Here is a 13,325-nt window from a genome sequence, read left to right as displayed (position 1 = left end):
AAATGGTCGAGTCCATGTTTTAAAGGAAATTTTTTAGCTACAAAACGGAGGTCTACAATTCGAGCTTGCGCTGTCAGTGCAGGTTGTGCGATAACTGTCTGCATCAACTGAGTCGAATGTTCCCATTCGGAAGCTCAAATAAATAGTTTCTTTTTGCTATTTCAACAGACATAAATTTACTTTCTACGGGCAGTGCAAAGTCTGGGTGAGTGAAATTGTCTTTAATGCCACTGACTGTGGCGAATCAGGTTGTTTCGACTACTAGATAGTCGAGATTTGCTAGGCGTTCTAAAACTATGTAAACTGGATTAACCAATGCCCAGAAATCCTGTAATGATTGTAACGGGCAATCCGTGTTTGGGAGCGTCCATCGCCGGTTCAGTCTCGGACTGAGTTGTTGTAGATTGCATAGCTTGAATGTCAAATAACGTCGATCGCACTTTCCTTGTGGTTTTTATTGTATCTTAATTAGGACAAGGCCTCGTTAACCAAGTTTCTCGGAAAAATGTTGGGTTTGGTGGCATGGTATCTACGCATCAACCGGGAATCAGCCCGAGAATGCAAAATAAGTGGGCCGCTAATTATCGGCAATTGCTAACGCTGTCGATCGCACTTTTTTATATTTTTGATAATTTTTTTGTTCCCAGTACCTGTCGCAGTTAGCCTGCAACCTGTTTTCCCGGTAAATCCAGCAGCGACCAATTTGGGGCACACTCAAGCTGAGTGCAATCGCCCAATTCCCGCTACTCTATAGCAATCCTAAATCATTTGTGAATTTCTTCTGGGGGGGTGACAAAGAGGCCTAGGAGATAGACCGAATCAGGGTTGCAGCCCGCATACCTTGTTGATAAAAGCGACGTTTATTTCGAGTTAACTTCATTAACTGTTCCACTTCCAAAGAATATTGTTCGAGATAATTAACCCACTTTTCTCCATCTAATCCAACACCAAATGTACTCCGTCTTCGATATCTTTTTTTAGGTTCTTGACGCCGACATACATATTTCCCTACCTGCTTTTTCCGAAGTTCAGTACCTTCAAATATTGCCAAACTATAGGCGAGTGTCATCAGCAGAATTATGTTAATCAGTCGGTTGCCTTTTAAGCTAGTTCCTTCCAGATCGTAGCCTCCTGTTTTACAATCTCGAAACATTTCTTCGATACCCATCCGTTGCTTATAAGCATCGATCGCTGCCTGCAATGAACCTAAATCTGTCAGAATAAACCACGCTTCATCAAGCTTCCATGCCCCATAGTTTCTTTTCCACTTACAAGCAACATCAAATCCAGTAGCAGGCTGAGTTTTTCTCACTCTTTTACCTTGAAAATATAAAGAGGTTCCCGGCACTATTCCTAATTCATCTAATCGCTGCCAAACTAAATGCTCTGTTTCGATACAATGATTCTTCTTCAGTCTTAAGCAAAAAGACACACCCTTTTGCTTCAGCCAGTTTCCTAAATCGACCGAACAAAATTCACGGTCTCCTAAAACGATGACTTTATATTCTGAAAATAATGGTAAAACTTGCTGTATATTTGTCGTTTGTGACTCGAAGTTGCTGCTGCCCAATTTGGGTAACAATGACCAGTATAATGGAATTGCTCTTCGCTCCCAGATTAAGCTAACCATGAACAAATTAATACAGCCCCATTGGCTGCGATCTATTGCAATTGATAAGCGAGTACCAACACGGCAATAAGTGGTCAACCAATAAGTAATTAATGGGAACCAAATTAATTCAATCGTTAAGTGAGGTAAATCTAAAAACCTTTGTAATTTACGTCGCCGACTTTCGGCTGTAATTAGACAGGGAAATAAGGAGGGAGAGCCTCTCTAATCTCACTTGTTTTTCTGATTGCATCAAGGATAGCAAAATTGTCATCACCAAAAACTGAGATGGCGTCAGGTATTTTTGTAAATGACTCTGGTAGAATCTTAGTATCATTATTTTTTTGGACAGGCAAGCGTGTAACAACTCTGCTGCCTATCTTTTTTTACCACAAGTTGGCTCAATCCTTACTAACTATGGGTTTGGGGCGGGTCGTCACCCCCCCAGGAATTTCTTACTCCCTCCCCTTACCAAGGGGAGGGTTGGGGTGGGGTAAAAAATTTACGACTCATTGACGATTGCTATATAATAATTTTAATTATCGACCTGCGTAAAATATTTAAATCTCAACTATCAATTAAAATAGGGCGGTGGCTAACAACAGCCACCGCCCTCAAGATAGTATTGCGCTATCTAAATCTGTGCTTACGCAGGAAGCAAGACTGAATCAATAATGTGGATGACACCATTATCAGCAGCAACATCGGCTGTTGTAACGGTAGAATCATTGATTTTGACGCCATTGGAAGCATCAATTTTTACTTCTGAACCTTCAACTGTCTTGGCAGATTTCAGGTTGACCACATCAGCGGCCAGAACTTTGCCAGAAACGACATGATAAGTCAGGATTTTTGTGAGCTTAGGAATGTCCTTAAGCAGTGCTTCTACAGTACCTTCGGGAAGCTTAGCAAAAGCTTCGTCCGTAGGCGCAAAAACTGTGAAGGGGCCAGCGCCTTTGAGAGTATCTACTAAACCAGCAGCTTTGACAGCAGCAACTAGGGTTGTAAAAGAGCCAGCCGAAACGGCGGTATCAACAATATCAGCCAAGTGAGTCACCTAGTTTTTGTAATCTATAAATCACTATAACGCTAAAAAGTTAATTTAGCTACATTAATTTTTTCTCTTGTTCTGTCTGGTTTTCTGAATATTAAAATAGCACTTTTTTTATTTAACTCCTTTCCTAAAATACCTATCTAAAGGTAGATAAAATTTTTCGGATATTACTATACTTTAAATTAGCAATTTAATCCTAAATACCTTAGTTAAGACGATCGCCCCTGCGCGCTGTTTAAACTAAACGCAGGGGCGATGTCTGCGAACCCTCGCCCCTGCTGCGACATTTTGATTAGCTTTAGCCAAACATTTAACATCCTGCATAGCGCTAACGCACCGCAAAAGCCCGCCACCCCGACTGATGACAACAGTTTGGGAAATCCCGATCTAAACTGTTAACAACCATTAACTAGCGGAAGGGTGACATGAGATACAAACTACTAGGTCACAGCGGACTTCGCGTTTCGGAAATCTGCCTCGGAACCATGACTTTTGGGGAAGAGTGGGGTTGGGGCGGTTCCTACGAGGAAAGCCGTAAAATGTTCGACGCCTTTGCAGAAGCGGGCGGCAATTTCATTGATACCGCGAATCTCTACACCAACGGTACTAGCGAAAAATATGTCGGTGAGTTCATCGCAGCCGATCGCGAAAAATGGGTAGTTGCCACTAAGTATAGCCTCAACATGAAGAATGGCGAAATCAACGGTTTCGGCAACCACCGCAAAAATATGGTGCAAGCAGTAGAAGCAAGTTTGAAGCGATTGCAAGTTGAATACATAGATTTGCTGTGGCTGCACGCTTGGGATTTTACGACACCCGTCGAAGAAGTGATGCGCGCTTTTGACGATTTGGTGCGCGCCGGCAAAGTTCTTTATATCGGCATTTCCGATACGCCGGCTTGGATTATTTCTCAAGCAAATACGATCGCCAACCTCCGCGGTTGGACACCATTTATCGGCTTGCAAATCGAGTATTCTTTAAAAGAGCGAACTCCCGAACGGGACTTGATCCCTATGGCAAAAGCCTTTGATATTGGCGTCACAGCTTGGAGCCCCTTAGCAGCGGGCTTGCTGACAGGAAAATACAACACTTCAGAAACAGCCACCGAAACTAAACGACTTAATTCACCGGACTCTGGAAAAATTAACGAACGAGACCTCAAAATTGCTGACGAAGTTAGCAAAATAGCAGCCGAAATTGGCAAGCCTGCTTCTCAAGTAGCCCTAAATTGGCTGCGACAACAGCCAGTCGAAGTTATTCCAATTGTGGGTTCGCGCAAACTCTCGCAAATTCAAGAAAATCTCGCTTGTTTGGAGTTTGAATTAACCCCGGAACAACTGCAGCAGTTAGACAAAGTAAGTGCAATTGAATTGGGTTTTCCCCACGATTTCTTAAAGAGTTCGAGTGTGCAAGATTTTGCCTTTGGAGGGGGAATCGCCAAAATAGACAGCAGCCGACTGTAAAGTTGCTGCTATTTTCTAGTCGCGGGTTTACGTGGATATTTTGCGCTCGATCGCAGATATCGGCGAACCCGCCCTTAGAGGGATGATTGATATTTTTGCTGTGGGCGCGACGTTAAACTCAGGCCCACAGCGCAAATGTCATCACATTGGTTTCTTGCCCTGACTCATGCAAAATCTTAGGTTTATCGTTGCCGTTGCCTGGTTTCTTTGCTATTGTTGAGACAGGTACTCTTCGGTGAGTTTCACCCCACTGCATAAACTGTCAATTGTTAATCTATCGGAAGTCAGAAATCTCTGGTGCAGCTTTGTATATTAGGATACAAATTTTCCCTGCGAGCGATCGGATAAGTTTAAAAAAGGCTAGGTTTGTTAAATTAAAAAGCAACATAAACTTGATGGGAAATTTTCTATCCTCTCCAAATAAAGCAATAAAACTCGCTCTTTTTTCACCCCGTAGCTGCCAGTTAAGGGTGATTTTACAAGGTCGATCGGCATTTTAACCGCTTTTGAACCCAGCGTGTAAGCTAAGCGCATCCTGAGATAGAAGTCATCCTTCAGATAGAAGTTATGGCAGAAAAACTGGGTTATAGTTAACAACAATAGCAAGTATAACAATATTAACTTATCTCCCCGTTTCAATTCTGAAAAAAGCAGATAAGCGTGTTTCTCCGCAGCTAAACAGTTTCTTTGTTTGGTTCCATGAATGCGGCGCTTGCTCGTCAATAAAAGTTCTCAGATTGATGCTTCTTGCGACTTTTAGTAAGACACTCCTGAGAAACAGATTCTATTGACAAATTTTCATTGACAAATTTTCATTGACAAATTCCAGAGGCTAATTATGTCGCCCCCCCCAAACTCAGTAAACAATAATTATAGCCGCAATAAAGGTCGAGCATGGGAGATCCGATTTACCTCTATAGATCCTGCCAAATCGCCTTCTCAATTCGCTCCCTCGCCGGCCTTGCGCGCTAAATTATTAAAAGCTGATTCTTTAGATGCACCGGATTTAGTTTGCCTGTCTCATTTGCGGTGGAATTTTGTCTATCAGCGTCCGCAACATCTCTTGGGTCGCTGTGCGAAAAGTCGTCGCGTATTCTTTGTAGAAGAACCGATTTTTAGCGAGGCTACAGATTGGTGGCTTGATGTCAGCATCCACGAAAGCGGAGTCTGGGTAATAGTACCGCACCTGAGTGAAGGAACCAGCGAAGCAACAGCACAAACTGCTCAGCAAGCCATGCTAGATGATTTGTTTAAAGCAGCAGAAATTAGCCAGTACATCCTCTGGTATTACACACCAATGGCTGTCAGTTTCACAAGCCACTTAAAGCCGCTAGCTGTAGTCTACGACTGCATGGATGAACTTTCAGCATTCCAAGGCGCGCACCCGGATTTAAAAGCCAATGAAAACCAATTATTAAAACGCGCCAGCGTAGTATTTACCGGGGGACACAACCTTTACGAAGCCAAACAGCACCAGCACCCAAACATTCACGCCTTCCCCAGCAGCATCGAAAAAGAACACTTTGCGACAGCCAGGAATCTTTCAGAAGAACCAGCGGATCAAAAAGACATTCCTCACCCGCGTTTGGGATTTTATGGCGTCATAGACGAACGCATGGATATCGAACTGCTGGGGGGCATTGCGGAAGCAAGGCCGGACTGGCATTTAGTCATCATTGGCCCGGTGGCGAAAATCGATCCGGCAACTCTGCCAACTCACTCAAATATCCACTATCTCGGTGGCAAATCTTATCAAGAACTGCCAGCGTATCTTGGCGGGTGGGATATAGCCATGCTGCCTTTTGCGATTAACGAATCGACTAAATTTATTAGTCCGACGAAAACTCCAGAATACCTCGCTGCCGGCAAACCTGTGATTTCTACTCCTATCCGCGACGTGGTGCGGCCCTACGGAGAAAACGGCTTGGTTCGGATTGCTAGCAATTCTGAAGAATTCGTTGCTTGTGCTGAAGAAATCTTCAGCGAAAGTTCGGACGTTCGCACCAAGTGGCTTAGCGAAGTTGACGCTTTTTTAGCAGACAATTCTTGGGACAATACCTGGGGCGAAATGCTGGGGTTGATCGAAAGTGCGATCGACGAGAAAAGGCCGAAAGCAGAAGGCAGGATGAAAGTTTTAAGTTAGGAATGTTGAGGTTTAAGTTAAAGAGTTACCAATTTATGAATTCAAAACCTAAAACTCAACTATGCTCGCTTGTTGATTACCAATTACCAATTACCCTTACCAAAAATCAGAGGTGTTTTAATGTTTGACTATTTAATTGTCGGTGCAGGATTTGCAGGTAGCGTCATTGCCGAAAGACTAGCAAATGAGGCAGGAAAAACTGTCTTGATAATTGATACCCGCAACCACATCGGCGGGAACGCATACGATCACTACGACAACCACGGCATCCTCGTACACAAATACGGCCCCCACATTTTTCACACGAATTCGCGCCCAGTTTTCGAGTATCTTTCGCGCTTCACCGAGTGGCGGCCCTACGAACACCGCGTCCTCGCCAGCGTTGACGGTCAACTGCTGCCAATTCCCATCAATCTCAACACCGTAAACCAACTTTACGGACTGAATCTCACCTCATTTGAAGTTGAAGATTTCTTCGCGAAAGTAGCAGAACCAAAGGATTACATTCGCACTTCCGAAGATGTAGTTGTCAGCAAAGTCGGTCGCGAACTTTACGAGAAATTCTTCCGCAACTACACCCGGAAACAGTGGGGAATGGACCCGTCGGAACTCGATAACTCAGTGATTGCGCGCGTTCCCACTCGCATTAACCGGGACGATCGCTATTTCACCGATACCTATCAAGCAATGCCCCTGCATGGCTACACTCGGATGTTTGAAAAGATGCTTTCTCACCCAAACATCAAGGTGATGCTGAATACCGACTACCGGGAGATTGAGGGTTTTATCCCTTACGGAGAAATGATTTACACCGGGCCTGTTGATTCTTATTTCAATTATTGCTACGGCAAACTTCCTTACCGTTCCTTGGAATTCAAGCACGAAACGCTAAACGTACCCGTACACCAAGCAGCACCGGTGGTAAATTACCCCAACGAACATTTATATACTCGCTGCACGGAGTTTAAATACCTCACCGGACAAGAGCATCTAAAAACTAGCATTGTCTACGAATATCCCCAAGCTGAGGGAGACCCTTACTACCCGGTTCCGCGTCCCGAAAATGCCGAAATTTACAAGAAATATAAGGCTTTGGCTGATGCAACTCCGGGAGTTTCTTTTGTGGGAAGGCTGGCGACTTACAGGTATTACAACATGGATCAAGTGGTCGCTCAAGCTCTGACAACTTACACTCAAATTACTACCAAGCCCGTGATTGAATTGGCGGCGAATGTTAACGGTTCTGCCTCTAATGTAAGCTCCTCGAATGGAGTTGTCGATCGCCCAGCCGCAGCTTCTCTAGAAGTCGCTGCTGTCAACGGCAACGGCAACGGCAACGGCGGCAAATCTGGTAGCAAGTAGCTGGAACCTGTGAGTTTGTAAGGATCAAAAAAATGTCTGGTGATCCGTGCGCACCCTACGGCGATCGCTAAAAACGTAAGGTATGCACGGATCACCCTACTCGGTTTGGATCAAAATTTTTTTAACAATTCAAACAAGTGTTGAGGTGAAAATGAGAGTTATAATTAAAATAGTTTTGTCTCATGAGATTTTGCAAACTTCTCAATTTCCGCATTTCCATAAAGAAATAGAGCGCTTAATTGAAAGTGGTGGAAAAATTTTGATGCTCGATTTCTCAAAAATTAATTTTCTGAACAATTCGGAGTTAATGGCTGTAGTGGCGATCGTAAAATTAGTGAGAGACAGCGCCTGTATACTTTTGATATCTGCCATGAGCGAACAAGTTAGAATCCTATTTGAACTCACGGGACTAGAACAAATATTTCAGTGTTTACCGCCTGTAGAAAATGACGTTCCCCTCAAAAGTGACCAAATTGAACCTTTAGCAGGTTTGCACAGTCTTGCTAGCTAAACTAGAGTTATGATCTCGGGAAAGTGTCAGACTCAGAGTGGCCCAGAGGCGGAGAGGCCCAGGCTGGAGAGGCCCAGAGAGTCCGACTGTCCGAGTCGGGGATCAGAAAAATCTTGCTTCTTCCTTGCTTCTGACTCATGACTAATGACTTCTGCCTTCAGCACAAGACAGCCTTTAGATGAGGCTGTTTTAATTTGCTAAACTTTTACAATTAATCAGCAAAAAACTTGTCAAAGTCGGGGTAATTGTCGCTAACCTATATATATAACTTCGGGTAGATGTGCCGATGAGCTGGTTAGGTAGAGAGCTAGAAAATTGCGATATTGAAGAGTCTTCCACTATAGACAGCAAGGTAACTGTTCAAGGGCGGAAAACAGGTTATCCGCGCCCCCAATTGCGCCGCAGCAACTGGATTTGTCTTAACGGTCAGTGGAGGTTTGCTTACGACGACGCGGGAGGCTGCGTGCAGCCGATCGATATTTCTGAGTGGACTCACACTATAGAAGTGCCGTTTGCTCCTGAATCGGCAAAAAGCGGCATCGGCGACACGAATTTTCACGCCAACTGCTGGTACGAACGCGAATTTGACTTACCCCACACAGAAAGCAGAGTGCTGCTGCACTTCGGGGCCGTAGACTACCGCGCGCGCGTCTGGGTGAACGGTCAGTTTGTCATCCAACACGAAGGCGGACACACTCCTTTCACGGCAGACATTACAGCAGTTTTGAACCTCAACGGGCCGCAGCGGGTGACAGTCTGGGCCCAAGACGACCCGCAAGATTTGGAGCAACCGCGCGGCAAGCAAGACTGGCAAATAGAGCCCCACAGTATTTGGTATCCGCGCACGACCGGCATTTGGCAGACAGTCTGGGTAGAATTGGTGCCTCACACTTATATCGAGCGCATCCGCTGGACTCCTCAGTTTGAACGCTGGGAAATCGGTTTTGAAGCGTTTGTCGCGGGCGATCGCCAGTCTGGAATCCAGATTAAAGTTAAACTGTCGATCGGCTGTATGCTGCTGGTCAACGATACCTACGAAGTCATCAACGGCGAAATCCACCGCCGCATCGCCCTATCCGACCCTGGTATCGACGACTACCGCAACGAACTGCTGTGGAGTCCCGAAAAGCCGACGCTAATTAACGCTCAAGTGCAGTTGTGGGCGGACGGCAAATTGCTCGACGAGGTTAAATCTTATACCGCCATGCGGACGGTCAGCATCCAGCGCGATCGCTTCATGCTCAACGGCCGCCCCTACTACCTGAGGCTGGTTCTCGACCAAGGTTACTGGCCCGACACCATGATGACTGCCCCCTCCGACGAAGCTTTGCGTCACGATGTCGAATTAGTTAAAGCAATGGGTTTCAACGGCGTCCGCAAGCACCAAAAAATCGAAGACCCGCGATTTTTGTACTGGGCTGACGTGCTCGGGCTCCTAGTTTGGGAAGAAATGCCCAGCGCCTACCGTTTCACTCCCAAAGCCGTGCAACGGCTGACGCGGGAGTGGACGGAAGTCATCGACCGCGACGCCAGCCACCCCTGTATCGTAGTCTGGGTGCCGTTCAACGAATCCTGGGGAGTTCCGAATTTAGTCGAAGCCGCAGCCCACCGCAACTACGTGCAAGCCCTTTATTTCTTGACAAAAACCCTCGATCCGACTCGCCCCGTCATCGGTAACGACGGCTGGGAAAGCATCGATACCGACATCCTGGCGATTCACGACTACGACAACAACCCGCAAACTGTGGCAAAACGCTACGGGCCAGAAGTCCAGCTAGCCGATTTGTTCGATCGCGGGCGTCCCGGCGGGCGCATCCTCACCCTGGACGGGCACCCGCACCAAGGACAGCCGGTGATGCTGACAGAATTCGGTGGCATCGCCTGCGCCGGCCGCGAAAACCCGGATTTTCACAGAGTTTGGGGCTACGTGCGCGCGTGGGACACGATCGAACTGCAAAGGCGCTACACCGCGCTGCTGAAGGTGGTAAACCAAGTGGAAATGTTCAGCGGATTTTGTTACACGCAATTGACCGATACTTACCAAGAAGCTAACGGTTTGCTGTATGCCGATCGCACTCCCAAATTTCCCATAGACGTAATCGCGGCGGCAACTCTCGGCTGGGATATTCCCGAAGAAAGTTCACAGCCACAAGCTATTACTCAGTGCTAATTGGTGATTAGTCAAGAAAAAAGTAAAAATCTGAGATTTTTTTCTGATTTCATTTTGACTTTTACCGATCGATATACTTCTTACAAAAATACCGTTTGTAGTAAGGACTTTAGTTTTTTATGATTGAAATCTAAGGACTTTAGTCCTGACTGCAAACCTGAATGCCCCATTACCCATTCGATTGATGTTTCAAAGTTTTTTCATGGGCGGATTTGAATGTTCCACCCACAGAGTGCAATCTGGAAAACGCCTCGATGTCACAGCCGCCACCGGTCACGATAAATTTGCAGCAGCCGACTACCAACGCTTGCAGGATCAAGGCATTTACACAGTCCGCGAAGGCCTGCGCTGGCACTTAATCGAACAAACACCCGGAAAATACGATTTTTCCAGTTCCCTGCCAATCATCCGGGCCGCCCGCGACATGAAAATGCAGGTAATTTGGGATTTGTTTCACTACGGCTGGCCCGACGATATTGATATTTTCAGTCCCGAATTTGTGTCCCGGTTTGCAAACATGGTGCGCGCTTTTATGGAAGTGCTAACTGAGGAAACAGACCAAACACCTTTCGTAACACCTGTCAATGAAATTTCATTTATTGCTTGGGCAGGCGGCGATGTCGCCTACATCAATCCGTTTGCAAAAGGGCGGGGAGACGAGCTCAAAATCCAGTTGATCAAAGCTGCGATCGCAGCGATAGAATCAGTTTGGGAAGTCAATCCTCGCACCCGCATCGTTCAAATTGACCCCACAATTAACATTATTGCCGATCCTGACAAACCGGAGGATCGGGACGCGGCGGAAGGTTATCGCTTATCTCAATATCAAGCTTGGGATATGTTGGCGGGACGCTTTCGCCCGGAACTCGGCGGCAAGGAAAAATATCTCGATATTATTGGGGTGAATTATTACGATCGCAATCAGTGGATTCACAATGAAGAACCGATGAAATACACCGATCCGCTGTACCGCCCGTTTCGTGAACTGCTGCAAGAAGTGTTTGAGCGCTACCGCCGCCCCTTATTCGTAGCAGAAACAGGTACTGAAGACGATTTTAGACCTGTCTGGTTTAATTATGTGTGCACTGAGGTAGTGGCCGCGATGAAAGCAGGAGTTCCAATAGACGGAATCTGCTTGTATCCGATTGTCAACCATCCGGGTTGGGACGACGACAGGCACTGTTACAATGGTCTTTGGGATTATTGCAATGAATCGGGCGATCGAGAAATTTATCAGCCTTTGGCGGATGAATTGCAGTTTCAAAGGCAGCAGATTGAACCGTTACTGAAGTTGCACGAGTAAAAACTTCGATCTAATTCTGTAGGGTGCGCTTCCGCGCACCTTATACTAAATCTGGGTTAAAAATTCCCGATGATTTCCTAATATTTTGTTCGCTCAACTCAGCATAAAAGAGTCAAGCTCATCTACATTATGAATAATCTTGGAATCAGGAACGCCATAAGCTTCAGCTAATTCGATACTAGCTTGCAATCTCAATTCAAGGTTTAAGTTAGAGTCAAAAGCTGCTTCCGCTAAGTTACCTAATCGTTCATAGGTAGCAACAAGATTAGCAACGGCTGCCTTATAACCGCGGTCAATTTTAGCGAGGGACTGTTGATAATATTGTTCCACTTGTCGAGCAAGATAAGTATCTTTTCCCAATAACTGCTTGCAGAAACCAGTCACAATTCGACCTGCGATCGCACCAATGACAGCGCCAACAACAGGAATCGGAATCAAAGCTTGTCCGATAGTAGCTCCAGCAGCAACAATGGCTGAATCAGCACAAGCGAACAAACTTAATTCAACGAATTGATCGCGAGTAATTTCCCCTCGATTCAAACTACCGACTAAACTAGCAACTTCCATGCCTGCACTAACAAAAGCACCAGCTAAAGGTGCAGACATTTGGGTAAAATTGGTTAACCCATAAATAGCTGTTGCCGATATACCACTAAGTGCAGCTCCTTTTGCGGTATCAATTCCAATTTCTTGCCAGTCTTCGGGGGTTAACTCCCCCTTAAAAACGTTTTTACCTTGCTTATACTTAGCGTAAGTAGGTCGGCGGGATTAAACTGAACTATGTAACTTTATGTAAACAGGGTCTCCTAGTGCTGCTTTCTTGGGATTTTGATACTTGACGCATCGTTTACATAGTTGCGTTTTACAGCGCCGACCTACTTAAAGCTTAGTAGCAAATCGAATACTACCACCAATAACCGCGCCTTTAACAGCAACGTTACCAAAATCAGCCAGAGTAGGTTGAGCCTCGTAGCGTATCCCATCCTTAATTTGTTTTTGTTCTTGCTTTAATTCATGCTCTTTGCGGTCTAGCGTATCGTCAACTTTGCCTATTTGCACATCTTCATAGTTAGACGATCCAGCTTGAACAGTCTGACTGAAAGGACGACCAGACATCTGCTCTATTTCTTGAGCTTTTTCTTGTATTTTTTGAGCAGTAGGACTTGTTATTCCCTCGATTTGTTGCCCTTTCAATATTTTATCAATAATTTCATATTGGTTTTTAGGGATATGGTAATATGACCCATCTCTGCCAAAGTTTTCGTATTTCTTCATGTGGTCGAGAACGTGGTCTAAATTATTGCCAACCCCATTCACAAATTTAGACTGTACTTTAATACCATCAATTAAATAATCTTCCGGTGCTGTTCTACCCACTCCCTCAAAAGTAGCGCGAGTTTCAGAGGAGTTCAAAAGAGATTTTGCATTGCGAATACCAACTTCCACTTGCTCAGCTATTTCACCGTGTTTTGTGCTTGTGTTTCCCAGAATTTTTGCGGGGCTACCTACAAAATCACGAACTTTATCAATTTCTCCGACCGCTGCAAAAAAAGCTCGGTCTTGTTTACTGAGTTCCGTTGCAAGCTGTTCTGCATGGCGCAGATTTTCCTCGGCTACTATTGCAGCAACGAATTGAGTTGTCAGATGTCTATCTTCTCTGTTTTCCATGTTTAAAAAGTTGCAGCATTAGTCCCTAATTGCTAGAGCCTA

General features: G+C 45.4%; 10 protein-coding genes. 6 read left to right on the top strand and 4 right to left on the bottom strand.

From position 1 onward, the window contains the following. Nucleotides 1–802: 802 nt before the first annotated feature. Complete coding sequence (locus QUA20_RS04520; protein WP_333185977.1) at nucleotides 803–1,804, bottom strand: IS4 family transposase; 1,002 nt, start codon at nucleotides 1,802–1,804, stop codon at nucleotides 803–805. Nucleotides 1,805–2,255: 451 nt separating this feature from the next. Next, a complete protein-coding gene (locus QUA20_RS04515) occupies nucleotides 2,256–2,657 on the bottom strand; it encodes a fasciclin domain-containing protein (RefSeq protein WP_333185817.1) in 402 nt (133 codons plus the stop codon). Nucleotides 2,658–3,088: 431 nt separating this feature from the next. Here QUA20_RS04515 and QUA20_RS04510 point away from each other — a divergent pair, with 431 nt between their 5' ends. The 6 genes from QUA20_RS04510 to QUA20_RS04485 all read left to right on the top strand — a co-directional run bounded on the left by QUA20_RS04510 (nucleotide 3,089) and on the right by QUA20_RS04485 (nucleotide 11,615). Continuing rightward, nucleotides 3,089–4,126: an aldo/keto reductase gene (locus QUA20_RS04510; protein ID WP_333185815.1), complete on the top strand. Its 1,038-nt coding sequence runs from the start codon at nucleotides 3,089–3,091 to the stop codon at nucleotides 4,124–4,126. A gap of 838 nt (nucleotides 4,127–4,964) precedes the next feature. Next, on the top strand, nucleotides 4,965–6,269 hold the full coding sequence (locus QUA20_RS04505) for a glycosyltransferase family 1 protein (protein ID WP_333185812.1): 1,305 nt from the start codon (nucleotides 4,965–4,967) through the stop codon (nucleotides 6,267–6,269). 120 nt (nucleotides 6,270–6,389) lie between these two features. After that, a complete protein-coding gene (gene glf / locus QUA20_RS04500) occupies nucleotides 6,390–7,631 on the top strand; it encodes a UDP-galactopyranose mutase (protein ID WP_333185809.1) in 1,242 nt (413 codons plus the stop codon). A gap of 151 nt (nucleotides 7,632–7,782) precedes the next feature. Beyond that, on the top strand, nucleotides 7,783–8,142 hold the full coding sequence (locus tag QUA20_RS04495; RefSeq protein ID WP_333185806.1) for an STAS domain-containing protein: 360 nt from the start codon (nucleotides 7,783–7,785) through the stop codon (nucleotides 8,140–8,142). A gap of 286 nt (nucleotides 8,143–8,428) precedes the next feature. Continuing rightward, nucleotides 8,429–10,312, top strand: a complete 1,884-nt coding sequence (locus QUA20_RS04490; RefSeq protein WP_333185804.1) for a glycoside hydrolase family 2 TIM barrel-domain containing protein — start codon at nucleotides 8,429–8,431, stop codon at nucleotides 10,310–10,312. 184 nt (nucleotides 10,313–10,496) lie between these two features. Continuing rightward, on the top strand, nucleotides 10,497–11,615 hold the full coding sequence (locus tag QUA20_RS04485) for a beta-glucosidase (RefSeq protein ID WP_333185802.1): 1,119 nt from the start codon (nucleotides 10,497–10,499) through the stop codon (nucleotides 11,613–11,615). 93 nt (nucleotides 11,616–11,708) lie between these two features. On the opposite strand, the gene QUA20_RS04480 is transcribed toward QUA20_RS04485, so the two are convergent. Together QUA20_RS04480 and QUA20_RS04475 are read right to left on the bottom strand one after the other, a co-directional pair. Continuing rightward, nucleotides 11,709–12,221, bottom strand: coding sequence for a hypothetical protein (locus QUA20_RS04480; RefSeq protein ID WP_333185798.1), 513 nt, complete (start codon nucleotides 12,219–12,221; stop codon nucleotides 11,709–11,711). A 273-nt stretch (nucleotides 12,222–12,494) separates the two neighbouring features. After that, the gene (locus QUA20_RS04475) at nucleotides 12,495–13,283 is read right to left on the bottom strand and encodes a hypothetical protein (protein ID WP_333185795.1); all 789 of its coding nucleotides are present in this window, start codon (nucleotides 13,281–13,283) and stop codon (nucleotides 12,495–12,497) included. Nucleotides 13,284–13,325 lie beyond the last annotated feature (42 nt).

Source organism: Microcoleus sp. Pol7_A1, assembly GCF_036701085.1.
Classification (GTDB): domain Bacteria; phylum Cyanobacteriota; class Cyanobacteriia; order Cyanobacteriales; family Microcoleaceae; genus Microcoleus; species Microcoleus asticus.
The sequence above is the reverse complement of the archived record's forward strand: the minus strand, read 5'-3'. Positions and strand labels throughout refer to the sequence as shown.